The 24002-nt window shown below is 70.6% G+C and carries 23 protein-coding genes; 10 read left to right on the top strand and 13 right to left on the bottom strand.

Annotation, left to right across the window (positions count from 1 at the left end; translation table 11 throughout):
- The first annotated feature begins 61 nt into the window (after positions 1-61).
- From ABD327_RS29890 to ABD327_RS29865, 6 genes are all read left to right on the top strand, one after another.
- Positions 62-991, top strand: coding sequence for a DMT family transporter (locus ABD327_RS29890; RefSeq protein WP_344455302.1), 930 nt, complete (start codon positions 62-64; stop codon positions 989-991).
- Positions 992-1151: 160 nt separating this feature from the next.
- Positions 1152-2417, top strand: coding sequence for a beta-ketoacyl-[acyl-carrier-protein] synthase family protein (locus ABD327_RS29885; RefSeq protein WP_344455299.1), 1266 nt, complete (start codon positions 1152-1154; stop codon positions 2415-2417).
- 159 nt (positions 2418-2576) lie between these two features.
- The gene (locus ABD327_RS29880) at positions 2577-4385 is read left to right on the top strand and encodes an alkyl/aryl-sulfatase (protein ID WP_344455297.1); all 1809 of its coding nucleotides are present in this window, start codon (positions 2577-2579) and stop codon (positions 4383-4385) included.
- 376 nt (positions 4386-4761) lie between these two features.
- Entirely contained in the window at positions 4762-5103 is a 342-nt protein-coding gene (locus tag ABD327_RS29875; protein ID WP_344455551.1) for a YciI family protein, read from the top strand.
- Positions 5104-5108: 5 nt separating this feature from the next.
- Positions 5109-6365 carry an RNA polymerase sigma factor gene (locus tag ABD327_RS29870; RefSeq protein ID WP_344455295.1) on the top strand — a complete coding sequence of 419 codons (1257 nt, stop codon included), beginning with the start codon at positions 5109-5111 and terminating at the stop codon, positions 6363-6365.
- A 1151-nt stretch (positions 6366-7516) separates the two neighbouring features.
- On the top strand, positions 7517-8128 hold the full coding sequence (locus tag ABD327_RS29865) for a TetR/AcrR family transcriptional regulator (RefSeq protein WP_344455293.1): 612 nt from the start codon (positions 7517-7519) through the stop codon (positions 8126-8128).
- 21 nt (positions 8129-8149) lie between these two features.
- Here the strand turns inward: ABD327_RS29865 and ABD327_RS29860 are convergent, their stop codons facing one another.
- Both ABD327_RS29860 and ABD327_RS29855 read right to left on the bottom strand, forming a co-directional pair.
- The gene (locus ABD327_RS29860; RefSeq protein WP_344455291.1) at positions 8150-8518 is read right to left on the bottom strand and encodes a DUF4180 domain-containing protein; all 369 of its coding nucleotides are present in this window, start codon (positions 8516-8518) and stop codon (positions 8150-8152) included.
- A complete protein-coding gene (locus ABD327_RS29855; RefSeq protein WP_344455289.1) occupies positions 8511-9368 on the bottom strand; it encodes an alpha/beta fold hydrolase in 858 nt (285 codons plus the stop codon). Before ABD327_RS29855 ends, ABD327_RS29860 begins: the two co-directional genes overlap by 8 nt.
- 220 nt (positions 9369-9588) lie before the next feature.
- Between ABD327_RS29855 and ABD327_RS29850 the strand changes: the two genes are divergently transcribed.
- On the top strand, positions 9589-9795 hold the full coding sequence (locus ABD327_RS29850; RefSeq protein ID WP_344455287.1) for a hypothetical protein: 207 nt from the start codon (positions 9589-9591) through the stop codon (positions 9793-9795).
- Here the strand turns inward: ABD327_RS29850 and ABD327_RS29845 are convergent.
- The gene (locus ABD327_RS29845) at positions 9747-10715 is read right to left on the bottom strand and encodes a TIGR03557 family F420-dependent LLM class oxidoreductase (protein ID WP_344455285.1); all 969 of its coding nucleotides are present in this window, start codon (positions 10713-10715) and stop codon (positions 9747-9749) included. The two genes, ABD327_RS29850 and ABD327_RS29845, sit on opposite strands and share 49 nt — an antisense overlap.
- Positions 10716-10865: 150 nt before the next feature.
- Here ABD327_RS29845 and ABD327_RS29840 point away from each other — a divergent pair, with 150 nt between their 5' ends.
- Positions 10866-11198 (top strand): YnfA family protein, encoded by a 333-nt coding sequence (locus tag ABD327_RS29840; protein WP_344455283.1) that lies wholly within the window; start codon positions 10866-10868, stop codon positions 11196-11198.
- 24 nt (positions 11199-11222) lie between these two features.
- Here the strand turns inward: ABD327_RS29840 and ABD327_RS29835 are convergent, their stop codons facing one another.
- Entirely contained in the window at positions 11223-12053 is an 831-nt protein-coding gene (locus ABD327_RS29835; RefSeq protein ID WP_344455281.1) for an MBL fold metallo-hydrolase, read from the bottom strand.
- A 279-nt stretch (positions 12054-12332) separates the two neighbouring features.
- Positions 12333-12680: a YciI family protein gene (locus ABD327_RS29830; protein WP_344455279.1), complete on the bottom strand. Its 348-nt coding sequence runs from the start codon at positions 12678-12680 to the stop codon at positions 12333-12335.
- Between the two features lie 160 nt (positions 12681-12840).
- On the opposite strand from ABD327_RS29830, the gene ABD327_RS29825 reads away from it, so the two are divergent.
- A complete protein-coding gene (locus ABD327_RS29825; protein WP_344455276.1) occupies positions 12841-15399 on the top strand; it encodes an AfsR/SARP family transcriptional regulator in 2559 nt (852 codons plus the stop codon).
- 241 nt (positions 15400-15640) lie between these two features.
- Here ABD327_RS29825 and ABD327_RS29820 read toward each other — a convergent pair whose 3' ends face one another.
- A complete protein-coding gene (locus ABD327_RS29820) occupies positions 15641-16486 on the bottom strand; it encodes an ABC transporter permease subunit (protein WP_344455274.1) in 846 nt (281 codons plus the stop codon).
- A gap of 56 nt (positions 16487-16542) precedes the next feature.
- Positions 16543-17457: an ABC transporter ATP-binding protein gene (locus tag ABD327_RS29815; protein ID WP_344455272.1), complete on the bottom strand. Its 915-nt coding sequence runs from the start codon at positions 17455-17457 to the stop codon at positions 16543-16545.
- 89 nt (positions 17458-17546) lie between these two features.
- Here ABD327_RS29815 and ABD327_RS29810 point away from each other — a divergent pair, with 89 nt between their 5' ends.
- Complete coding sequence (locus ABD327_RS29810; protein WP_344455549.1) at positions 17547-18008, top strand: GbsR/MarR family transcriptional regulator; 462 nt, start codon at positions 17547-17549, stop codon at positions 18006-18008.
- 83 nt (positions 18009-18091) lie between these two features.
- Here the strand turns inward: ABD327_RS29810 and ABD327_RS29805 are convergent, their stop codons facing one another.
- The 6 genes from ABD327_RS29805 to ABD327_RS29780 form a co-directional block, all read right to left on the bottom strand.
- Positions 18092-19696, bottom strand: coding sequence for an ABC transporter permease (locus ABD327_RS29805; protein WP_344455270.1), 1605 nt, complete (start codon positions 19694-19696; stop codon positions 18092-18094).
- Positions 19693-20607 (bottom strand): ABC transporter ATP-binding protein, encoded by a 915-nt coding sequence (locus ABD327_RS29800; RefSeq protein WP_425547247.1) that lies wholly within the window; start codon positions 20605-20607, stop codon positions 19693-19695. Before ABD327_RS29800 ends, ABD327_RS29805 begins: the two co-directional genes overlap by 4 nt.
- A gap of 266 nt (positions 20608-20873) precedes the next feature.
- Positions 20874-21542, bottom strand: coding sequence for a TetR/AcrR family transcriptional regulator (locus ABD327_RS29795; protein WP_344455268.1), 669 nt, complete (start codon positions 21540-21542; stop codon positions 20874-20876).
- A 99-nt stretch (positions 21543-21641) separates the two neighbouring features.
- Positions 21642-22421 carry an ABC transporter permease gene (locus ABD327_RS29790; protein ID WP_344455266.1) on the bottom strand — a complete coding sequence of 260 codons (780 nt, stop codon included), beginning with the start codon at positions 22419-22421 and terminating at the stop codon, positions 21642-21644.
- Positions 22421-23344, bottom strand: a complete 924-nt coding sequence (locus ABD327_RS29785; protein WP_344455264.1) for an ABC transporter ATP-binding protein — start codon at positions 23342-23344, stop codon at positions 22421-22423. The genes ABD327_RS29790 and ABD327_RS29785 overlap by 1 nt, the downstream gene beginning before the upstream one ends.
- Positions 23341-23925, bottom strand: a complete 585-nt coding sequence (locus tag ABD327_RS29780) for a TetR/AcrR family transcriptional regulator (RefSeq protein ID WP_344455261.1) — start codon at positions 23923-23925, stop codon at positions 23341-23343. The genes ABD327_RS29785 and ABD327_RS29780 overlap by 4 nt, the downstream gene beginning before the upstream one ends.
- Positions 23926-24002: the final 77 nt, after the last annotated feature.

Raw genomic sequence — 24002 nt, 5'->3', positions numbered from 1 at the left:
CGTCGTGCGCTCGTTCTCGAATCCGGTCCTTTCCTGAATTCGGCAACGAAAGTTCACGACTGTGCAGAACCAGACCTCGGGCGCGACGCCCATCCTCATCGCCTCGGTGCTGTGGGGCACCACCGGCACCGCCAGTTCCCTCGCACCCTCCGGAGCGCCGGCGGCGGCCGTCGGCTCGGCCGGACTGGCCTTCGGCGGGCTGCTGCTGTTCCTGTCCTCGCGGGGCGCCCGCTCGCTGCCCGCCGCGTGCGGCGGCGCCGAACGGTGGCTGCTCGTCCTGGGCGCCATCGCCGTGGCCGGATACCCGGTCACCTTCTACCCGGCCGTGGCGCGGACGGGCGTGGCCGTGGCCACCGTGATCGCGCTGGGCAGCGCCCCGGTCCTCACCGGGCTGCTGGCCTGGCTCGTCGGAGGCGACCGCCCCTCCAGCCGCCGGCTGTGCGCCACCGCCGGAGCCGTGCTCGGCTGCACCGCGCTGGTCCTCGGCCCCGAACTCACCGACGGCGCCGCCCCCGTGGACGCCGTCGGTGTCCTCCTGGCCGTTCTGGCGGGCCTCTCCTACGCCGTCTACGCCCTCATCAGCGGAAGGCTCATCGCGCGCGGCCACTCCTCCGGCGCGGTGATGGGCGTGATGTTCGGCGGCGCGGCCCTGCTCGTCCTGCCGGTACTGGCGGCCGCCGGCACGCAGTGGCTCCTCACCTGGCGCGGCACGGCCGTGGCCCTGCACCTGGCGCTCTTCACCACCTTCCTGGCCTACCGCCTCTTCGGTCACGGACTGCGCCACGCCTCCGCCCAGACCGCCACCACCCTGACGCTGGCCGAACCCGCCGTGGCGGCCCTGATGGGCGTGGCCGTCCTCGGGGAACGGCTGCCCCTTCTCTCCTGGTCGGGACTGGCCGTCCTCGCCCTGGCGCTCGTCCTCCTCACCGCTCCCTCCCGGCCCCTGGGCCGTGGGGAGAGAGTGGAAATCGTTCATGGAGAGGCCGCATAGTGCCGCGATCTTTGTGGGAATCCGCACTTACCTGAGGAGGCTGTTTGGTGCAGGGTTGTCGCTGAGCTTCGCATCAGCGAGCCCGGGTGCGGTTCCGCCCCGACGAAACCGCACCCGGGCCGTGCCTCTGAAGACCCCCGCGCAAGAGGAGACAAGACCTATGGGCGAGACCCGCGTCGCCGTCACCGGTCTGGGCGCCAGCACCCCGTTGGGGGGAGACGTCGCCTCGACCTGGGCGGCCGCGCTGGCCGGCGAGTCCGGGGTGAGCACCCTCCCCTGGGAGGGCCTGGACGGACTGCCCGTGCACTTCGCGGGCCAGGCCGCCGTGGAACCCGCCGCGTCCGGGGTGCTGTCCGAAGAGCAGCTGCGCGACATCGACCGCAGCCAGCTGTTCGCGATGATCGCCGCGAGGGAGGCGATGCGGGACGCCGGATACCGGTACGGGGAGGACGGCGGACGGACCGTCGACCCCGACCGGCTCGGCGTGGTGCTGTCCTCGGGGATCGGCGGCCTGCTCAGTACGGCGAAGAACTACGACGCCCTCCTGAACGAGAGCTGGCACCAGGTCTCCCCGCTCGGCGTGCAGATGCAGATGCCCAACGGCCCGGCCGCGAGGGTGGGCCTGGAGTACCGGGCGACCGCGGGCGTCCACGCGCTCGTGTCCGCGTGCTCCTCCAGCAACGAGGCGATCGGCTACGGCATCGACATGATCCGGGGCGGCCGGGCCGACGTGGTCATCGTGGGCGGCGCCGAGGCGTGCATCCACCCGCTGCCGATGGTGTCCTTCGCCGCGATGCGGGCCATGTCCACCCGCAACGACGATCCCGAGCGGGCCTCCCGCCCGTTCGACCGGGACCGGGACGGCTTCGTGCTCGGCGAGGGCGCGGCGGTGCTGGTCCTGGAGTCCGAGGAGTACGCGCGTGCGCGCGGCGCCCGGATCCACGCCTACGCCGCGGGCGTCGGGTACTCCGCCGACGGCCACGACATGGTCCAGCCGCCCCAGGACGGGCGGGGCCTGACCAAGGCCATGGTCCGCTGCCTCGCCCACGCCGGCCTGCGCCCCGAGCAGATCCTCCACATCAACGCGCACGGCACCTCCACGCCGCAGGGCGACGTCGCCGAGATCAACGCCATCAAGGGCGCCTTCGGCGACCACGCCCGCGAGCTGGCCATCACCGCGTCCAAGTCGCTGACCGGGCACCTCCTCGGCGGAGCCGGCGCGCTCGGCTCCCTGCTCACCGTCCTGTCCCTGCGCGAGGGCCTCGTGCCCCCGGTCGCCAACCTCGACAACCTCGACGAGGCCATCGACCTCGACATCGTCACCGGCGAACCCCGCAAGATCCCCGACGGCCCGGCGGCCGCCCTCAACAACTCGGTGGGCTTCGGCGGCCACAACGTCAGCGTCGCCTTCGAACGCGCCCTCTGACCGCCACCACCGGAGCCGCCGGGCCGGAGGTCTTGTCGGGTGCCCGTGATGTGACGGTCGGTTCGCTGTGAGGCGAGTTCATTGCCATGTGCTGGTCCTTCCCCGAAGGGATCCGGGGAAGGTCGCGCGCAGAGGATCAATGAGCAGCAGGGAGCCGCTGTGGAGACCACGCCGTCGCCGGAGGACCGGACGGACTTCGACGACGCCGACCGGGGGTTCGTCGGGACGGTGTCGCGCGAGCAGATCAAGGACGACTCCGGGCGGGTGGTGTGGGACTTCGCGGCCTCGGCCTTCCTGGACGGGCCGTGCCCGGACAGCGCGCATCCGAGTCTGTGGCGGCAGTCGCAGCTGACGGCGAAGCACGGTCTGTACCAGGTGGCGGCCGGGATCTACCAGGTGCGCGGGTTCGACCTGTCGAACGTCACGTTCCTCGAGGGCGAGCGGGGTGTGATCGTCGTGGACCCGCTGCTGTCGGTGGAGACGGCGGCGGCGGCCCTGGCGCTGTACCGGGAGCACCGGGGGCACCGGCCTGTGACGGCCGTCATCTACACGCATTCGCACGCCGACCACTTCGGCGGTGTGCGCGGCGTGTTGGACGAGGGCGCGGACGTTCCGATCATCGCCCCGGCCGGTTTCCTGGAACACGCCGTCGCCGAGAACGTGTACGCCGGGACGGCGATGAACCGCCGGGCGATCTACATGTACGGCGCGGAACTCGGCCGGGGCCCGGAAGGACAGCTCGGCGCGGGCCTGGGCGTGACGACGTCCACCGGCACCGTCTCGCTCATCGAGCCGACCGTGTCGATCGCCGAGACCGGGCACGAGGAGACGGTCGACGGGGTCCGGTTCATCTTCCAGCTCACCCCGGGCACTGAGGCGCCTGCCGAGATGAACTTCTATCTGCCCGAGCACAGGGCGCTGTGCATGGCGGAGAACGCCACCCACAACCTGCACAACATCCTCACGCTGCGCGGCGCGCTGGTGCGCGACCCACGGGTGTGGGCGCGCTACCTGACCGAGGCGATCGGGATGTTCGCGGCCCGCTCGGATGTGCTGTTCGCCTCGCATCACTGGCCGACCTGGGGGACCGAGGAGCTGTCGCGGTTCCTGTCGCAGCAACGGGACCTTTACGCCTACCTGCACGACCAGACGCTGCGGATGCTGAACCAGGGGATGACGGGTCCGGAGATCGCCGAGGTGATCGAACTGCCGCCCGCCCTGGCGGGCGCCTGGCACGCGCGCGGCTACTACGGCTCGGTGTCCCACAATGTCAAGGCGATCTACCAGCGGTACATGGGCTGGTTCGACGGCAATCCCGCTCACCTGTGGGAGTTGCCGCCGGAGGAGTCGTCGCGCAAGCACGTGGAGTTCATGGGCGGCCGCGACGCGATCCTGCCCAAGGCCAGGGCCTCGCTCGACGCGGGAGACCTGCGCTGGGCCGCCCAGGTCCTGAACTACCTCGTCTTCGCCGACCCGGGCGACACCGAGGCACGCGGGATGCTCGCCGACGCCTACACCCGTCTCGGCCACGGCAGCGAGAACGGCACCTGGCGCAACTTCTACCTCCAGGGGGCGGCCGAGTTGCGGGGGAACAAGCCCGAGAACACGCTGGACAGCGCGAGTCCCGATGTCATGGGGGCCCTCAGCGTCGAGCAGCTCTTCGACTCCCTGGCCATCCGCGTCAACGGTCCCCGCGCGTGGGACACCCGCCTGACCATCGACTGGGTCCTCACCGACCTCAAAGAGGAGGTTCGATTGACCCTCGCGAACGGCGTCCTCACCCAGAGCGCTCACCACGCGGGCTCCTCGGCCGACCTGACGCTGACGATGACCAGACCGCGGCTTCTCGGCGTCATCGCGACCAGAAGCCTGGAGGGGGTCCATGTCGACGGCGACCGAAGCGTCTTCACGACTCTGCTCGGCTTCCTCGACGAGCCCGACCGCGACTTCGACATCGTGACGCCCTGACCGTAGACACGCGGATGGGCTCCTGAAGCCATCGGCACCAGGCCGGGCTTCTCCGGCCACCAACTCTGCGACTCCGTCCAGTGGATCCACGCTCTGGAGTATCCGATCGTCAACTCCTACCATCCGACCGCCGCCGGCCACTCCGGCGCTTATCTCCCCCGTTTCAAGGCAGGTATCTGATCCCGTCCGAAGTCCGGCGGACCGCACCCCGGTCCGCCGGACCCGGAGCTCAAAGGGCGCTCTGACGGCGGGATCCGCGAAGTCGCGGAAGAAAACTTTGGGACGATGTCGATACGGCCGGGTGCCGTTCGTCGTCAGGGTGTGCGGCGGAAGGCCGCCGCGGACACCGAGGCGAAGGAGCCCGATCGTGAAGTACATGCTGCTCATAAACAGTGGTGGGGTCGACGAGAACGGCGGGGCCGAGGGCTGCACCGTCGAGGACTGGGTGGCCTACGACAAGACCGTGCGGGACGCGGGGATCCTCGTCTCGTCGGAGTCCCTGGCGGACCTGGTCACCGCCACGACGGTCCGGGTCGGGCCCGGCGGGGAGCGCACGGTCACCGACGGTCCGTTCGCGGAGAGCCGTGAGGTGCTGGGCGGCTTCTACGTCATCGACGTGCCGGACCTGGACGTCGCGCTGGACTGGGCGGCCCGCTGCCCCGGCTCGCGAGGGGGCGGGTCGGTCGTGGTGCGGCCGGTCGCCGACTTCGGGGCCTGACGGGGATGCGGGATCGGTCGACCGCCGCCGACCTGGCCGTGGAAGCGGTGTTCCGGGAGGAGCACGGCATTCTGCTCGCCTCCCTCGTGAGCCGCTTCGGCGACCTCGACCTCGCCGAGGAGGTCGCGTCCGAGGCGCTCGAGGCGGCGCTGGTGCGCTGGCCCCTGGACGGGGTGCCCTCCAGGCCGGGGGCGTGGCTGCTGACGACGGCCCGCCGCAAGGCGCTCGACCGGCTGCGGCGGGAGCGGGCGTACGCCGCCCGGCTCGCCGTCCTGCGAGTGGACGCCGAGCGGGCCGGTCCCGCCCCGGCGGCGGACGCCGGGGGTGAGCTCCCCGACGAGCGGCTGCAGCTGTTCTTCACCTGCGCCCACCCCGCCCTCCCGGCCGAGGCGCGCGGGGCGCTGATCCTGCGCTGCCTGGCCGGACTGACCACGCCCGAGGTCGCGCGGGCCCATCTCGTCCCGCCGGCGACGATGGCCCAGCGGATCGTGCGGGCGAAGAAGAAGATCCGAGAGGCCCGGATCCCGTTCCGGGTGCCCGGCCCCGACGAGCTTCCCGAACGCCTGCCAGGGGTCCTGCAGGTCCTGTACTCGATCTTCACGGAGGGGTACGCGGCCAGCTCGGGAACCCGGTTGCAGCGGCTCGACCTGGCGGAGGAGGCCATCCGGCTGGCACGGGTCCTGCGCCGGCTGCTGCCCGCCGAGCGGGAGGTCACCGGCCTGCTGGCCCTCATGCTCCTCGTCCACGCGAGGCGGAGGGCCCGCACCGGCGCCGAGGGCGGCATGGTGCTGCTCGAGGACCAGGACCGAGCCCTGTGGGACCAGCCCATGATCGAAGAAGGCCTCTCCCTGGTGCCGCCCGCTCTGGCGGGCGGCCCGCCCGGCCCGTACGGCGTGCAGGCCGCGATCGCCGCGCTGCACGACGAGGCCCCGGACTTCGCCGCCACCGACTGGCCGCAGATCGTGGCGCTCTACGACGTCCTGCTGGCACTCACCCCATCCCCCGTCGTCGCGCTCAACCGCGCCGTGGCAGTCGCCATGCGCGACGGCCCGGAAGCGGGCCTCGCGCTACTCGACAGCCTGGCCGACGACGAGAAGCTGCGCACCCATCACCCCTATCCGGCCGCCCGCGGAGAACTCCTGCACCGCCTCGGCCGCCTGCCCGAGGCCGCGGCCGCCTACCGCAGGGCCCTTGACCTCGCCGGCACCGAACCCGAACGCGCCCATCTGCGGCGCAGACTCCACGAGGTGGAGTCGCGGTAATGCACGGGCGGCTCGGCCATCGGGCACAGAGGCCGGGGACTCCGCGCGGCGCAGCCGGTGCCGGGCCCAAGCGAGGAGGGCCAGCACGCCCAGCGTCAGGGCGGTGTTGGCGGCGTACTTGGCGGGGTAGGAGACCTCGCCCAACGGCTGGACCACGAAGGAGAGACCTACGTTGGCCACCAGGGCGGCGCCGCCGGTGGCCAGCACATGGGCGCGTCCCCAACGCGCTCGGGTGGACCACCACAGCACCAGGCCGCCGTACAGGACCAGCAGTGCCGCCTTCAAAGCGGTCCCCGGCCAGGTCGCGGGCGACAGGTGAAAGGAGGCCAGGAGGATCAGGCCGATGACCCCGACGAGCCACGCGGCCGGTACCCGGCCGGGACGTCTCACGGCGCGGCGCGGAAGCGCGAAGGCCGCCGCGATCAGGACGAGGGCGAGCGCGGCGGCGGTGCCGAGCTGGGCGGGGGCGGCCATGAACTCCTTGGTGTGCTCGTGGAAGAACACCACGACGGCCAGCGCGTACAGCACGACCATCACGCTCATGCCGCCCTTGCCCAGCCACGGCCGGTCGGCGAACCGGGGAACGCAGGCCTCGACCACGGCGATCGGCGCGGCGAAGCTCCAGATCACATGGCCCGCGAGGAAGGTCAGCGCGTGGCCGACGCTGATTCCCAGACCCGGGAGGAGAGTGGGCAGCCGCTCCTCATCCCAGGAGGCTTCGTCGACGAAATCCGGGTTGAAGAAGCTCTGGTCGATCAATCCGGCCTGGATCAGGCCGAACGCCGCGCCCAGCAGCAGGATCGCCGGCCATCCGCGGCCGGTTCGCCGGACCGCCTCGCGGATCATCACCGCGACCGTGCCGTAGAGCGGGGCGAGGAAGAGCAGGCCGGCCAGCAGTTCCAGCGGACGGCCCATGAGCTCGAGGTAGCCGATGAGGTATTCGGCGCAGATCGGGGACAGCACCAGCAGTCCGATCGCCGGCGCGAGCCCGTGCCGCGGTGAGGGGGCCGGGACGGTTCGGTCGGTGTCCATGTCGGTTCCTTCTCGTATCGGAGGGAGAGCCGATCAAATCATAAACCGAGCGCTCGGTCTATTTTTAGTCCCGAGCCGATAAGGTGGGTCCGCTCGCGAGGGATCCGTCAGGAAAGGGCATGATGAGGACGATCGACCCGGCCAAGCACGAGGCCCGCCGGCGGAACATCGTGAACGCGGCGGCCGGGCTGTTCGCGGCCAAGGGCTTCGAACGCACCACGACCGCCGAGATCTGCAAGGCCGCGGGCACGAGCACGGGCAACCTGTTCCACTACTTCCCCAACAAGCGGGCGATCTTCCTCGCCGTGTTCGAGGAAGACGGGGACGAGAAGGCCGAATTCCTGGCTCGAGCCGTGGCCGGCGACGACCCGTGGGCGGCCCTGCTCGAGGTCGTCGACCTCCTCGCCGCCCCGGCGGCGGAACCGACCGTCCCGCCGCTGGTCATGGAGGCGATGGTCCAGGCCTACCGGGACCCCGAGGTCGAGGCGGCGCTGAGCCGGGACAACGCCGAAGAGCACGCCGCGATCGCCGCGCTCCTGTCCAGGGCCGCCGAAGCCGGGCAGATCGACCCCGGCCTGGATCCGGTCGGCACCGCGACGTGGATCCAGACCCTGATCGGCTCCCTCTACACCGGTGCGGCCACCAACCCGGGGTTCGAGCCCGCCGAGCAGCTCCCCACCCTGCACCTCATCCTGCGCCGATTCCTCCGCGCCGAGCCCGGTCCCTCCTGAAGGCGGAGGCCCGTCGCCCGGTCAGCTCCGTGCGAGCCGGGAACGCAGGGCGTCGGCGTCGGGCAGGAACCAGAGCCGAGCGCCCCGGTTGCTCTCCCGGACGAAGTCGCGCAGCGCGGAGCTGGCGTCCAGGTGGCGGGAGATGTCACCGATGACGGCGAGCCCCATCCCGTAGTTGGCGAACTTCTGGACGATGTCGCCCGCGACGCGGGTGCGCAGCCGGAAGAACTCGTCCGTGAACCGCTCGACCGGGACCGCGACCCACGTGGCGCCCCGGTAGCCGCTCTCGCCGATCACGTCGAGGGCGTCGTTCTCGTTCCGCAGTGGAGGGCCGTCCGGCGCGTACACGAGGACGGGTGTTCCCGAGAAGTCCTGGAGTGAGTCAGGCATGTCCGTTCTCCTCATCGCGCAGGAACGCCAGGACGGAATCGGTCTGGCCGAGGATCGCGTGTCCGACCTCGGGCAGGAGGTTCACGGTCGCGTGCGGAACACACTCGCGTACGCGTCGGGCGGTGGCATGGGAGTCGAGCATGACGTCACGGCCGCCGACCACCACCAGCACGGGCATGGCCAGACCGCGCAAAGCGTCGTCGGGGAACACCGGCAGCCGTTCCGTGCGCGGCTTGAAGTGGTTGAAGGTCAGTGCCAAGGAATCGAGGACGTGCTGGTCCAGCGACGTGTCCAGACCCGTGACGACCCGCGCCGACCGGCGTATCCCCTTCACGCCGAACATGCGCAGGAACAACGCCTTGAACAGCCAACCCGTCTTCTGCCCGCCCACGCCGCCGGGGCACAGCAGAGCCAGGCGCGCCACCCGGTCCGGACGGCGGACCGCGTAGTCCAACGCCAGCCAGCCGCCCAGGGAGGCCCCGACGATCGAGGCGCTCGTGATCCCGAGCCCCTCGAGCACGTCGTCGAGCCACAGCGCGAGCGCGTCGGACGCCAGGGGCGGACGGGACTGCGCGCTCAGTCCGGGCTCTCCGACGAGGTCGACGGCGTGGACACGAAAATGCCGTGACCAGACGGCGACGTCGCCCATCCACATCGCCGTGTTCGTCCCCGAACCGTGGAGCAGCAGCAGGGGCGGGGCCTCCCGGGGCCCGGAGGACACGACGAAGGTCTCGCCCTCCCGGGTCTTCACCCGCACATGCTCGGCGGGGACCGGCCAGTCCTCCAGAGCCTCCCGGTAACGCCGCCGGATCGCGTTCCCGCCAGCCTCGGACTTGTAGATCGTGCTCATGACACGAGCGCCTCTTCCCTGTGATCAAGGGACGGAGAGCGGAAGTGATCGCCCATCCGACTTCCCCATCCTTCCCTTTAAGATAGCTTTGGAAGGAATATACGGGAAGATAGAGATGTATAGCGACATTAATAGAGCCGACCAGATCCGGGCAGACGCAGCGCGATCGCGGAACGTCCTCCCCGCCTGTCAGGTTGTTCCGCATGTTCCGCTGCTGTGCGTGAGAGGCGACGCCGGGCACTCCCTGCCGAGCGCCGGGTCGACGGGGGCGACGGCCTTCACCGGGTTCGTGGTGGGCCGCCTGCCCCTGTCCCTGTGCTTCGTGCTCGCCGCGGTCCCGGTGGCGGTGTCCGCGGCGGCGGTGCTGCTTTCGGCCGGTCAGGCGGGTTGGAGACTCCTGATCCGGCCGTCGAGCTCGCTCTGGTAGAAGTCCATGAACCCGTCGGGGTCGGGGCCGGCGTTCTGCATCACCAGGTGGTCGAACCCCGCGTCGACGAACGGCCGGGTGACCTCGAGGTAGCGGGACGGGTCCGGACCGCAGGCGAACTGCTCGAGGACGTCCTCCTGGCGCACGGTGGTGCTGGCCGCGGCGAAGTTGGCCGGGTTGGGCAGCTCGCTCATCACCTTCCACCCGGTCAGCGCCCAGCGGGAGGTCTCCCACGCCGCCTTGGCGGCGGTCTGCTCGTCGGGCGCCCACGCCATGGGGACCTCCGCGTAGAGCGGCCCGTCGCCCCCGGCCTCGCGGAACTCCTTGACGAGCTTGTCCTTGGGCTCGGTGGAGAACAGGCCGTCGGCCAGTTCGGCGGCGAGCCTGGCGGCCTGCGCGCCGCCCGCGGCCACCGCGATCGGCGGGAGCTCCTCGGGCAGGTCGAACACCCGTGCGTCCTGGAGCTGCAGGTACTTGCCCTGGTAGGAGCGGTAGCCGCCCTGCCACAGCAGCCGGATGATCTCCAGCGCCTCGCGCATCATGTCCTGGCGGGCCTGCACCGACTGCGGGAACCCCGGCCCGACGACGTGCTCGTTCAGCCGCTCCCCCGAGCCGATCCCCAGCGTGAAGCGCCCGTCGGACAGCAGCGCCAGCGTGGCCGCGGCCTGCGCGATGACCGCCGGGTGGTAGCGGACGGTCGGGCAGGTCACCCCGGTCGCCAGCCCGATCCGCTCGGTCTTCGCGGCGATGGCCCCCAGCACCGACCAGGCGAACGGCGAGTGCCCCTGCTCGTGCAGCCACGGGTGGTAGTGGTCGCTGATCTCGACGAAGTCGAATCCGGCCTCCTCGGCCTTCACCGCCTGCCGCACCAGCTCCTGGGGCCCGAACCCCTCCGCCATGAGCTTGTACCCGATCTTCATCTGCGCCCCCGCATCAGGATCTGTCAGGATTTGTAACCCTTGCCCACCTACCTGGCGAAACGAACATCACCTGAGGCAGATTTGCCCATGCCGGTAAGGGAGCATGGCCCGGAGCGCGGCGGGGGCGCCGCCCTCGGTACCGTACCGACCATGACAGTCGCCCGGTCCCTCCTCCTGTTCGTGCTGGCCGCCGTGGCCGAGATCGGGGGCGCCTGGCTGATCTGGCAGGGCGTGCGCGAGCACCGGGGAACCTGGTGGATCGGCGCGGGCGTCGTCGCCCTCGGCCTCTACGGGTTCGTCGCGACCCTGCAGCCGGACGCGAACTTCGGCCGGATCCTGGCCGCCTACGGCGGCGTGTTCGTCGCGGGCTCCCTGGCCTGGGGCATGGTCATGGACGGGTTCCGCCCCGACCGGTGGGACATCACCGGAGCCCTCATCTGCCTGGCCGGCGTCCTGGTCATCATGTACGCGCCCCGCGCCTGAACGCTCCCGAGACGGCGCGGGGCCTCAGCGCCGGATCTGACCGGCTCCCTGCTGCCGGGTGAGCACGTGCGTCCCGCCGCGCTCGACACGCCGGAGCCTGCCGTGCAGACCGCGGCGGCCCAGCTCCCGCTCGAAGTCCGACAACGGTGAACGGAACACCGTGTAGTCGTCGTAGTGGACGGGGATGACGGTGGCGCAGCCGACCGTCTCCACCCAGCGCGCGCCCTGCCGCCCGTCCATGCTGGCGGGGATCAGCCTCAGCAGGCGGGTCCCGCCCAGGTGGACGACGCCCGCGTCGATGTGCGGATGCCGCCGCCCGATCTCGGCGATCTCGTCGTACAGGAGGGTGTCGCCGCTGATGTGCACGCGCAGCTCCGGCTCGCCCCCTCGCGGCCCGAACTCCAGCAGCGAACCCATGACGGGCGGCAGCAGGCGGCGCAGCAGGCCCGGCGCGTGCCGTCCCGGCATGGCGGTGACGCGTACCTGGTGGTCTCCCTTGGTGAGGATCTCGGAGTTCCAGGTGCGCAGCCCCTCGGAGTGGCGGAACCCCTTGCGGTGCAGGGCGCGTGCGGCGAGCGGGGTGGTCAGGATGGGCAGGCGGCGGTCCAGGCGCCGTTCGGCCACCCCGTCCCAGTGGTCCCCGTGCAGGTGCGACAGGATCACCCCGTCGAGCTCGGGCAGGTCGTCCACGGACACCGCCGGGTCCTTCAGCCGCCTGCTGGTCAGCCCGTACCCGAGGTAGGCCCGCTGCCCCTTCCGGATGAAGTTCGGATCGGTCAGCAGCGTGAACGGCCCGTACCGGATGATCGTCGTAGCGTTCCCCACGAACGTCAACATCGCCGTCTCGACCGCCATGAGTCCCCCTTAACTCCCTTTTCGGGAGCTACCCCAGGTCGGGGAGATCATGCGCGGGTCCCGTTCTTCCGGCGAGGGCGCGGCGGCCGAGGAGGTCCGGCTCGCCGTGCCCGATCTGGGCGTCTCACTCATGCCATGGCCGAAAGGCGACGTGTCACGCCGATTCCATGACAGAACCTTCTACCGGGAGGTTCTGCGAGTCGGCGCGTGCTGAGCGCCCGGTGCGTTGGCATCGCACCGGGCTTGGCCGCGTCTTCTCGAGGTTGTTCGATCGGGCTGCTAGCCGCCGAAGGTCTGACGGACTTCGACCTCGCCGCTCCATGCGGGCCAGTACTTCTGGTGGATCTCCAGGAAGCTCTGAGCCAGCTTGACGGCGTCGTCGATCGACTCGACCTCGTAGATGGCGTAGGCGTCGACCGTGCCGGCTCCTTCGAAGCCGTTCGTGACGGTGATGGTGTCGTCGGCCAGCTTCACCAGGGGCGAGGCGGCAGTGGGCGCGAGGCCGGCCGTTTCGACCAGGACTCCGGTGGCCTGGAGCTCTTCGCCGAGTGCGCCGAGTGCGGCGAACAGTTCCTGCGGCGGCATTCCGAAGTTTCCAGCGGACTTCAGCAGGGTCATGACGCGCATTTCGTTCTCCTTGCCGGTGGGTGTTTCTTTCTTCTTGTCCCTGACTCTGCCGGATCGCGGTTCAGAAAGACTTCAGGTCGGCTGTCAGCCGTCTAAAGTCAAGATCGTGCGTTTTGATGTGCTTGGCCCCCTGGCCGTTCGGACCGCCGACGATGAGCCCGTGCGGGTACCCGACCGCAAGGTCCGCGCCCTGCTCGCCCACCTGCTCATCCACGAGGGCAGGGCGGTCTCGACCGACCGCCTCATCGACGACCTGTGGGGCGAGGAGCTGCCCGCCAACCCGGCCAACACGTTGCAGACCCGCGTTTCACAGCTGCGGCGGGTCCTGGCCGACGCCGAACCCGGTGGCCGCGATCTGGTCGTCACTCAGCCTCCCGGCTATCTGCTGCGCGGCGGCGCGGACGACGTCCGTCGCTTCCGCGAGCTGGCCGCCCGCGCACGAGAGACCACTGACGCCCGCGCGAGGGTCTCGTTGCTCGACGAAGCCCTGGACCTGTGGCGCGGCCCGGCCTACGCCGACGTGCTCGACGAGCCGTTCGCGCGTGCCGCGATCTCCCGGCTCGACGAAGAACGCCTCACCGCACTGGAGGCCCGGGCCGAAGCGCAGCTGGAACTGGGCGAGCACGACGTCGCCCAGCTGGGCCATCTGGTCACGGAGAACCCGTTCCGCGAACGGCTGCGCGCTTCCTACATGCATGCGCTCTACCGTTCCGGACGGCACAGCGAAGCCCTCGACACCTTCCACGACCTGCGCAAACGCCTTGCCGACGAACTCGGCCTCGATCCCGGCCCCGAGCTCGACGCGCTGCACCAGTCGATGCTCACCCAGGACCCGGCCCTGTCCCCGGCCGCTGAGCAGACCAACCTCCCCGCCGCTCTCACCGCCCTGGTCGGACGGCAGGATCTCGTGGACGGAGTACGCGACCGGCTGGCACACAGCCGTCTGATCACGCTGACCGGCCCAGGCGGTGTCGGGAAGACCAGTGTCGCGATCGAGACCGCCCGCCAGTGTCCGGAGAGCGCTTGGCTGGTGGAACTGGCCTCGCTCTCGGCGCAGGCATCGGCCGTGCAGGTCGAAGCGGCCATCGCCACGATCGTGGACGTCACGCGCGGGCCGCTCCTTCTCGTGCTCGACAACTGTGAGCACGTGGTCGAGGCCGCCGCCACGGTCACCGAGCGGCTGCTGCGTACCGCTCCCCGGCTGCGAGTCCTGGCCACCAGCAGGGAACCCCTCGGGATCTTCGGTGAGCAGACCTGTCCGGTTCGTCCACTCGAACTCCCGCCCGCTGCGGCGACCACGTCCTACAGCGCCGTTCAGCTCTTCGCCGAACGGGCCGCAATCGAGGTGACGCCTGCCAACGCCCAGGCGATCGGCGAGATCTGCCGCCGTCTGGACGGGCTGCCGCTCGCCCTCGAACTGGCCGCGACCCGGGTCCGTGCGCTGGGCGTCCATGATGTCGCGGCCCGGCTCGACGACCGGTTCCGGATGCTCGCCACCCGGCAGCAGACCCTCCGTGCGGTGATCTCGTGGAGCTGGGACCTGCTGACCTCCGCTGAGCAGGCGGTGCTCAGCCGGCTCGCCCTGCACACCGATGCCTTCACCTTGCCGGCGGCCGAGGCCGTGTGCGCGGCCGGCGAGATCTCCGCCTACGAGGTCGCCGATCTTCTGGCCAGGCTGGTCGACAGATCGTTGGTCGTCCGGCTTGATGGGATGTCGCGCTTTCGGTTGCTGGAGACCGTACGGGCGTTCTGCCTCGACCAGCTCAATGGGGAGGTCGAGGAGACCCGCACTCGGTACGCCGCCTACTACCAGGGGATCGCGCAGCGCTCAGAACCTCGTCTGTACGGGTACGGAGAATTGTTCTCACATGTCGGCGCCATCTATCAGCAGGGCCCGGTGGAGCGGTCACAGCCGGAGATCAGCGGTGCCGTCCAGTACGTGACTTCGGCGGACGGCACAGCCATCGCTTTCCAGCAGTGGGGGGAAGGCCCGCCGGTCGTCCTCGTCACGAACACGATGAACGACCGTCGCGCCCTCGCCCCGCTGGCCCGGCGGCTCGCCCGTCGGTTCACCGCGATCGTCTACGACCGGCGTGGACGCGGCGACAGCGGCGACACGCCCCCGTACGCGGTGGCACGCGAGATCGAGGACCTCGCAGCACTCGTCTCGCGCTTCGACGGTCCGGTCTTCGGTTTCGGAGTCACCTCCGGCGCGGTCCTGACGGCCGAGGCCGCCGCCCAGGGCATCCCGTTCGAGAGGCTCGCGCTGGTCGAGCCTGTGTTCACGCTGCCAGGGACCAGGGAGCCGGTGCCCATCGACATGATCGCCCGGCTTGAAGAGCTGATCGCCGCCGGACGCCGTGGAGACGCGGTCGAGCACTTCCTGACCGTGGTCGTCCAGATGGCCCCGGAAGTGCTCGCCCCGATGCGCAGCGCGCCCCGCTGGCAAGAGCTTGAAGCAGTCGCCCACACCATCGAATACGACCTGACGATAATGGGCGACTTCAGCCTGCCCACCTGGTGGGACACCACCGTCACCCAGCCCACACTCGTACTCGACGGCGAAATCAGCGCACCCTGGCGCCGCGACGCAGCCCAAGCCGTCGCCGGCCTGCTCCCACACGCGCAGCAGCAGACCATGCACGGCCAGCCACACGACCCAGACCCCGACTACCTCGCACCACTACTCGAGAAATTCTTCCTCGACTCCACTGCCTGATTCAGCTCTTCGCTGCACGCCCGCATCCACGGCAAGAGCGGAACCGTCCGCAACCACCTCTCCTCGGCCGTCATCAAGCTGGACGCCGACAACCGCCATGCCGCCGCCCGCCTCGCCCGCGAGTACGGTTGGATCTGACCACGCGACAGGGCACCGACGTGTGATGGCGTCGACCACCGATGCAGCGGACATCCGGCGGATCGGATGTCGAACGCAAGGGCGTACTGGCTGCAGCCGGGTTTCAACGACCGAGGTCACGGTGGGCGAACCGCCAGGCCCCCACGCCGAGGAGCACGGCGGTGACGGCGGCCAGCACGCACACGTCGGCGAGGGGGAGGCCGTTCTTCAGCGGCTCACCGCCGATGTAGTAGCGGAAGGGAGTGAGACGACGCAGCCAGTCTGCGCCGATCTGGGAGGCGAAGCCGTTGAGGGCGTAGGACAGCACCCCGATTCCGGCGGTCGCACCGAATACGACGGCTCGACTCTTGCCGGTGGCCGCGCCGATGGCGGTGGCGAGTGCTCCGAACACCAGGGCGAGCAGGGCCAGGGTGACGGCCTGGGCGGTGAAGCCGCCGACGGAGATCGTGTCCAGTTCGGCGCCGGTGCGGATGGCCAGCATCGCGCCCAGCACCACGGCCGCGATGAGCACGGCTCCGGTGGCCAGGGCGGCGAAGCGGTGCAGAAGCAGCCGGGTGCGGCTGATGGGGTGGGCCAGCAGCAGGTCGAGGTAGCCGGATTCCTCGTCGGCGGAGATCATGCGGGCTCCGGTGGCGGCGCCGTAGAAGGTGGCCAGCAGGGGTACCAGCAGTCCGAAGACCGCGCTCTGCAGGTATCCGGCGGCCGAGGACAGGTCGTCGAAGCCGAATCCGCTCATCGCCTCGGGCACGCTGGCCGTGGCGTCGGCGGTGATCTGCGGGTAGAAGCCGGCGTACATCAGCGCCAGCAGGCCGGTGGCCAGCGCCCAGACGGTGAAGATGCGCCGGTTGTCGAACAGCGTCTTGGCGAACATCGAACGCCCGAACGCACGCGAGAGCCCAGAGGTACCGGGTACGGCGGTGCGAGAGGCGGCGGGCTGAAGGGCGGTCATGTCACGTCCTCGGCGAAAGCGGTGGAAGGGGAAGAAGGATCAGTCGGTGCGGCCGGTCATGAGCCGGTGGGGTTCTCTCCGGCGTAGTAGGCGTGGAAGAGTTCTTCCAGGTCCTGGCTCTCGGCGCGCAGGCCGGTGACGGTGTGGCGGGCCGCGGCCTTGATGAGGGCATCAGGGGCGCCGTCCACGCGGCAGGTCAGCGTGGTGCCATCTCCGGTTCCGGTCACGACCAGGCCGGTGATACCGGGCAGGGCGGCGAACTCCTCGACGGTGATGGTTTCGGCGAAGTCGATCCTCACCCGCAGCAGCGACCGGTCCCGCAGGGCGGCGACGGTGTCAACGGCCGCCAGGCGCCCTTCTCTGATGATGGCCACCCGGTCGGCGATTGCTTCCACCTCGCTCATGATGTGGCTGGACATGAACACCGTCTGCCCGGCCGCCTTGGCCTCGGCGACCATCTGCAGGAACGTCTGCTGCACCAGCGGGTCCAGGCCGGAGGTGGGCTCGTCCAGGATCAGCAGTTCGGGCTGGTGCATGAACGCCTGGATGAGCCCGACCTTCTGCCGGTTGCCCTTGGACAGGCTCTTGATCCGGGCTGCGAGGTCCAGCTCCAGCCGTTCGGCCAGCTCGGTGATGCGCGCCGCCGGGACGCCGCCGCGCAGGCCCGCCAGAAAGGACAGGCATTCGCCGGCCCGTTGGCGGCCGTCGACGGCGAAGTCGCCGGCCAGGTAGCCGATCCGGCGGTGCAGCCGCACCGCCTCGGCGCGCGGGTCCTTCCCCAGTACCCGGACGGTGCCGCCGGTGGGGCGGATCAGGTCCAGCATCAGCCGGATGGTGGTGGATTTACCTGCTCCGTTGGGACCCAGGTAGCCGAACACCTCACCGGCACGCACCCGCAGGGTCAGCCCGTCCAGCCCGCGGCGAATTCCATAGGTCTTGGTGAGTTCCGTGAGCTCGATCGCGACGTTCATACTTACATCAATATCAGAGATTTCAAAGATTTCTGAAGACTCTGATGCATTAGGATCGTCCAGGATCCTGAAGGGGGAGGGTGAGCGCGATGACAGAGGCCGCGGAGGCCGCCGAACGGCTGGCTCTGATGCTCAGCGAGAACGGACTGCAGAAGGCGACCGCGCGCGTGATGGCGGCGTTCCTGTTCTCCGAAACCGAGAGCGTCACCGCGAGTGAGCTGGTGGAGCAGCTCGGCATCAGCTCCGGCTCGGCCTCCGGCGCGATCAAGATGCTCTCGACCGTCGGCCTCATCGAACGCGTTCCGATGCCGGGCAGCCGCCGCGAGCACTACCGGCTGCGTGAAGGTGCTTGGGCGACCCTCATGTCGGCCAAGAACGGCATGCTCCTGGCCATGCTCGAAGCCGCCCAACAGGGCATCGAGGCCGTCGACGCCGATTCCCCCGCCGCACGCCGCCTGACCGAGATGCGCGACTTCTACACCTTCATGCTCCGCGAGATCCCCGCGCTCCTCGACCGCTGGCACACCGAGCGCACCGCAGAGACAGACTGATGCCGAGGCCGCGTCCATCGGCGCGCCCGGTCGGCGGCCGATGAACGCGGCGGCTGAGGCGAAGGACGACCGCCCCTGTCACCTCACCCCAGCGCGAGGTCCCGGCGTTTGAATCCGGCCAGGCCGATGAGCACGAGCGCAGCGGTCAGGGCCAGCAGTCCGAGAAACGGTGTCACGGTGCCGTCCTGGGCGCCGAGCGCCGGAACGTGCGTGAACGGCGACAGGTTGAGGACCCACTGCCGGAGATCCAGCACGGCTCCGAACATCGTGATGCCCGCCGCCGCACCCACGACCGCCCAGGACAGGCCGGTCAGGCGCGGGAACAGCCCGAACAGCGCGACCGCCGACGCGGCGGTCAGCCAGACGGCCGGCACCTGGGCCATCGCGGCACCGAGCACGCTGGGGAGCACGTCGCCGACCCTGCCGGTGTCGAGCCCGTGCACCAAGCCCGCGACCAGGCCGCCTGCGGCCAGCACCACGGCCGGTCCCGCGAGCACGAACACCAGATGACTCGCCATCCACTTCAACCGTCCGACCGGTGCAGCCAGCACCGGCTCAGCGCGCAGGCCCGCCTCTTCCGAACGCAGCCGCAGGGCGGACGAGACGGCGTAGGCGGCGGCGATGAGGCCGAGCACGCTCATCGACGAGGAGAAATAGGCGTCGAGGAGGCTCGACTCGCCGCCCAGCCTGACGAAGATCTCCCGGAGGCCGGGGCTGTCGCGCAGCATGTCCTCGACCCCGCCCGCCACACCGCCGTAGACGGCGCCCAGCGCGGCGAATCCGGCCAGCCACCCGTACAGCGTCCGGCTGTGCAGGTGCCAGGCCAGGCCGAACGGGTCGGCCAGCCAGGGTGCGGCGTCGGCGGCCCCCAGCCGCTGGGGCCAGACCCCCGCGTCCAGGTCACGGCGTGCCGCCAGCCGTACCGCCACCCACGCCAGCGCACCGGCAGCGGCGACGACCAGGGCGAACAGCCACCACCGCTCCGCGGCGTAGGGCCGCACCCGCTGCGCCCAGCCCAGCGGCGACAGCCATCCCAGCCAGGACAGGCCGCTGCCGGCACCGCCCGCGTCAGCGGCCAACCGCACCACGAACGCCGCGCCCAACGCCGTCAGGGCGATTCCACGTGCCGCGGCGGCGCCCTGGGAGAGCTGGGCGGCCACCGCCGCCACCGCGGCGAACAGCCACCCGGCGGCGATGGCCTGGCCTCCGAATGCGACCGAGCCGGCGACCGGCAGGTCCTGGGCGGCCATACCGGCGGCCAGCAGCAGACCGACGGCCAGGCTCGCCCCCATGGTGACCAGCAGGGCCGCGGTGACGGGCGCACCCCGCCCGAGCACCGCGGCGCCCAGCAGCTCCCGCCGCCCCGCCTCCTCCTCCACCCGGGTGTGGCGGATCAAAAGGAGTATGGCGGCGATCGCCATGACCACGGGGATCACCCCGCTCCGCTGCACCACGATGCCGGCCAGGCCGAAGTCGTACATGGGCCCGTACATGGCGAGGAACGTGGGACTGGCACCGACGGTGCGGGCGTACTGGAGCTGGTCGGCCGCCGTGGGGTAGAGCTGCCCGGTGGCCGACACGAAACCGGCCGGGAGCAGCCCGAGCCACAACACCAAGATCGGCAGCACCACGCGGTCGCGGCGCGAGATCAACCGCACCAGGTCGCCCGTTCCGGTGAACGCGCTCATCGCGTGACCTCCTGCGACCCGCCCTTGTAGTGGCGCAGGAACAGCTCGTCCAGTGTCGGAGGACGGCTCGTCAGGGTGCGGACACCCGACGCGGTGAGCCGGGCCAGCACCTCGTTCAGCCGGACGGTGTCGACCTCGCAGCGGATGCGGACGCCGTCGACCTGCAGGTCGTGGACGCCCGGCAGCGCGGCCAACCCGTCCGGCGGGGACTCGAGCTCGGCGTCCAGGGAGGTGCGGGTCAGGTGGCGCAGCTCGGCCAGGGAGCCGCTCTCGACGGTGCGGCCGCCACGAATGATGGTGACCCGGTCGCACAGGGCCTCGACCTCGCTGAGGATGTGGCTGGACAGCAGCACGGTCCGCCCGCCCGCGCGCTCCCGGCGGATGAGGTCCTGGAACACCTCCTCCATGAGAGGGTCCAGACCCGAGGTCGGTTCGTCCAGGATGAGCAGCTCGGCGTCAGAGGCCAGCGCGGCGACCAGCCCGACCTTCTGCCGGTTGCCCTTGGAGTAGGTGCGGCCCTTCTTACGCGGGTCGAGCTCGAAACGCTCCAGCAGATCGGTCTTGCGGCGCGAATCGATGCCGCCGCGCATCCGGCCGAGCAGGTCGATGACCTCGCCGCCGGTCAGGGAGGGCCACAGGGTGACATCGCCGGGAACGTACGCCACCCGCTTGTGCAATTCGGTCGCATCCCGCCAGGGGTCTCCGCCGAAAAGCTCGACGGTGCCGCCGTCGGCTCGCAGCATGCCCAGAAGGACGCGGATGGTGGTGGATTTGCCCGAGCCGTTCGGGCCGAGGAAACCGTGAACCTCACCGGAACGGACGGTCAGGTCCAGACCGTCCAGGGCGCGGGTACGGCCGAACGACTTCGTCAGACCGGACACCGATATCGGGGTCGTCACAGGTGTGTTCATGTCTGCACCTCTTGGAGGCCGAAGGGAAGGAGAGCACGGCACCGGCCTCTTCCTCGGGTGAGTGCATGAACCGGCCGGACGGAGTGCGGAACCGTGCGTGAAGACCAGGGAGAAGCAGCGGAAGACGCGCACGGGCCCGGGGCGGGTCGGAGTCGGCCTTGCGGGCGGCGGCGGCCGACGTCGATATCCGGCCCAGCGGCTCGACGGCCCCTCGGGCCGAGTGGTACCTCACGCGCCTCGAGGGGCCTGCGGACCGCGAGAGGGAACTACTCCGCATCGCTGCCTCCGCCGGTGCCGGCGGCAGGCAATTGCTGCAATGCCGCACGGGCATGGGCGACGATTTCCGGGCTCATCAGCCTGTCGTCGTTGATGTCCAGTATCGCCAGCGCCAGCCGCCGGTATCCCTCCCTGCTGAGGGTGTCGGCGCCGAGCGCTCTGGACAGATGCTCGTGCAGGACCATCAGCCCGACGTTCATCCCCGTCATCACCGCCGCGTAGGCGTGCAGGTCGGAGGTGTTCGGTGTGCCCATCCCCGGGGCGCCGCTTGCGAGCAGCTCCTCGGTGAAGGCCACCGCGTCGTCGAACAGCTGGGCGGCCGCCGGCGATCCGTCCACCAACGCCCGGGCCATGTACCGCTGGATCGGCAGCGCGACCTCCACCGCCATCGCCATGAACCCCGGGTCGCCCATCCCCTCGTCGAACGCGCGCTGCTTGGTCCTGCGGATGGTCTCCAGCGCATGAGCGTCGCATGCCTCCCGCAGTTGCTCCTTCGTCCCGAAGTGGTGCTGCACGAGCCCCACCGAGACCCTGGCGGCCGCGGCGATCCCCCGGATCGTCGCCCCTCTGACGCCGTGCTCGGCGAACTCCAGCAGCGCCGCGTCCCTGATCCGCGTCCGCGCGGTCAGATCCTCCGACGTCGTCCCCCGGCCGTCCAACGCAACCCCTCCAATACAAGCGTTCAATCAACAATACATCCGTATGCCATACGGTTGTCCAGCCCAGGTCTGCCGAATGTGCCCGAAGAACGCGTGAGGTCAGAGGTCGGCGTGCCGTCCACTCCACCAGGACAAGGTGCCCAGGACGCCGGCGAGGCCGGTGACGGCTGCGATGGCGATGCCCGCGGTGCCCAGATCCGTGGGGGCCAGGCCGGTCGCGGCGGCGGGAATCGACCAGGGGAACAGATGGGCGTAGCCGAGGACGGCGGCGGCCTGGGCCAGGACGAGGACGCCGACGGCCGCGGCCAGCGGAGACAGGTGCGAGCGGGTGGCGCCGGTCAGGAACGCCGCCGGGGTCGTCACCAGCAGCATCAGCGCGGCCGCCGCCGTCACACCGCCGAGCCCGTCGGCCAGGACGCCGGCGTCGCCGCCGGGCAGGTCGAGCGCCCACCCGGCGGACAGGACGAGGATCACCAGCCACAGGTTGGCACCGATCCCCCACAGGGTGGTGAGAGTGAACTTGGCCAGGACGGTCGCGGCTCGCGGCACGGGCAGGACGAGCAGGTAGCGGTGGGTGCCGGCGGTGTGCTCCTGGCCGAACACCCAGGTGATGATGAACGCCAGGAGCAGCAGGTCGCCCACCGCGACGATCTGGGCGAGGAAGGCGAACAGGCCGCTCCAGTCGGCGGTGATGCCCGAGAGTTCGGCTTTCTGGCCGAGCAGGCCGAAGCGGCGCGCACGTTCGGGGTCGGCGAGGACGAACATGAACAGCGCGGCCAGGCCCGCGGGCAGCGCCATCACCGTGAAGGTCAGGGCGGGGACCCTGGCCCGGCGGGCCTTGAGGATCTCGGCGTACAGGGCCGCGCGGTAGTCGCTCATCACCGCGTTCCTCCGGTGAGGCGCAGAAAGTGGTGTTCGAGGTCGTCGCGCTCGACGGCCAGGCGGATCGGCGGCAGGCCGGCCTCCACCAGCCGGACGGCCATCCGGTCGGGGTACTCGACCGCCTCGGGCGCCTCGGATGTCAGGCCGTCGCCGTCGGCGTGCGCTTGGATGCCTGCGGCGGTCAAGGCGGCCGCGGCCAGACGGGCGTGTTCGCCGTCGCGGAAAGCCGCGGCGAGGCGTGCCCGCCCGGGCGCCCGCAGCTCGGCGCCGGACAGCTCGGCCACCAGCCGTCCGGCGTGGATGATGGAGACGTGATCGGCGGTGCGGGCGACCTCGCTGATCAGGTGGGAGGACATGAACACGGTGGTGCCCTCCTCGGCCAGGCGGCGCAGCAGGTTGCGCACGTCGACCACGCCGGCGGGGTCCAGGCCGTTGCCGGGCTCGTCGAGCACCACCAGGGCCGGCCGGTGGATCAGAGCGAGGGCCAGGCCGAGCCGCTGCCGGTTGCCCAGCGACAGAGCGCGGGCGGGCACGTCCAGGTAGCGGCCCAGATCCAGCAGTTCGGTGACGCAGGGGGCCGCCGGGCGCGGCAGGCCGCGCAGCCGGGCGGCCATGCGCAGGTGATCGGCCACGGTCAACGCGGGATACAGGCCCGGACCTTCGACCAGGCAGCCGACCCGCGACCACAGCGCGGCGGGAGTACGGCCGCCGCGCACGGGCGTGCCGAGCACCTCGACCTCGCCGCGGTCGGGAACGAGCAGGCCCAGGAGAGCACGGATGAGCGTGGTCTTCCCAGCCCCGTTGCGGCCGAGGAACCCGTGGACCCGGCCGGGCTCTACCGTCAAGTCGACACCGTCCAGGGCCTTGGTCGTCCCGAACCGGTGTGCCAGGCCCGCGACCCGGAGGGCGGGCGTGCTCACCGCTCCCGCCCTTCCAGCACGCCGGTGAGCCATTCGGCGGTCTCCGCGAGGAGGTCCTCGCCGATCTCGGCGCGGTGCATTCCGGCGAAGACCAGGGAACGCAGCAACCCGACGAGCACTCGTTCCGGGATCTCCGGTGCCGCTCCGGCCTCCCGCAGTACACCGACGATCCGGTGCACGAGCCGCACATCCCGTTCCATCAGCTCCTGCTGCTCGGCAGGCGAAAGCGAGGCCAGTACGCGCGTCCCCTCCTCGGACATCAGAACCGGAAGAAGCGGATCACGCTCGACGGCCTGCACGGACTCCTTCACCAGCAGCGCCATCCCGCACTCGGGATCGGCCCGCACCGCGGTCTCCAACCGCGCATGGACCTGCTCCTCATACTCGGACAGCAAGGCCAGGAGCAGGGCTTCCTTGCTGTCGAAAAACCGGTAGAACGCCCCTTTGGAGATCGCCGCGGCGCGGGCGAGCTCCTCGACGGACGTCCCGCGCAGGCCGCGCCGCGCGAACGCCTCTCTTCCCGCGGACATGAGCCGCTCCCGGATCCCTTCGGCCTCCGCGGCCGTGAACGCTCTAGGCATTCCCTCACTATATGACCGTATGACCAGATTGAAAATATGGTCATAGTTGGGCCGTTCGAAGGATCTGATGGGGAGAT

This window comes from Actinocorallia aurantiaca (assembly GCF_039533685.1).
Taxonomy (GTDB): domain Bacteria; phylum Actinomycetota; class Actinomycetes; order Streptosporangiales; family Streptosporangiaceae; genus Actinocorallia; species Actinocorallia aurantiaca.
The sequence above is the reverse complement of the archived record's forward strand: the minus strand, read 5'-3'. Positions and strand labels throughout refer to the sequence as shown.